The following is an 803-nucleotide window of genomic DNA, read 5'->3' on the forward strand; positions in this document are numbered from 1 at the left end:
TCGAGTGCCACTGTCAAGGCAAGCAGTACTCGACAACGTCGATATCGTGGCGGCCGAACGCAATTACATCGAATATCAACACGTCGGTGAGACGAGGGTGTACTACGTGACTGAGTTCAAACTGGACCCCATCCGAACCACTAACACCGACGCAGTGGTCCGTCTTGAAAGCGATACTGACGCGGCCTATGCAGAGGTTCGAACAGCACCCAAGTACAGCGATTTCGACTTCGAAGTTCACTGGTACGACTTCGAGCTGAACGAGATCGAGAACCACGTCCCGGATGATAACGAACTGGGACAGGTAATGAGTCGGTACGCCACGACGCCAGTCACGATCAAGTTTCACTCAAAATGAGGTGTGGATTTGGCTGTAGGGTCGATCTACATGGCAGAGTGGTCGGTGTCCGACCAAGTGGATACAGCGGAAACACACGCTCGCCTTTTTAACAAAACACCTCATTTCGTCTGCTCGATTCCAACCGAAAAATCGCACGACTTCATCGACAAAAGCAAACGAAATGTACTCTCTCACACCCGCTGGTTCGCCTACTCAAGGCACGTCTCAAATTCCCCCGATGATTGCAGCGTGATCACTGTACTCGTAGGGATCTGGATCGTAATTGACTCTCGTCCGTATTCTTTACGAGGGACGTGTTGTGTGAACAGCCCAGTTGCGACCCACGTCAGTGAGTTTAGAGTGTGACTCCACTAGACCGCCTTTCGACGACTCGTCTGGGATTACTGCCATCAACTCCATCTGTTTGTTAGATGAAGGCTACACACAGGGGGTGCCTCATTGG

At 51.6% G+C, this 803-nt stretch carries 1 protein-coding gene; it reads left to right on the forward strand.

The genetic code is table 11. The features are described 5' to 3' along the window. Window positions 1-358, forward strand: a 358-nt coding sequence (locus AUR66_RS15330; protein WP_231727920.1) for a hypothetical protein, incomplete at its 5' end; no start/stop codon positions are given. Window positions 359-803: the final 445 nt, after the last annotated feature.

Source organism: Haloferax profundi (assembly GCF_001469865.1).
In the GTDB taxonomy this organism is placed as follows: domain Archaea; phylum Halobacteriota; class Halobacteria; order Halobacteriales; family Haloferacaceae; genus Haloferax; species Haloferax profundi.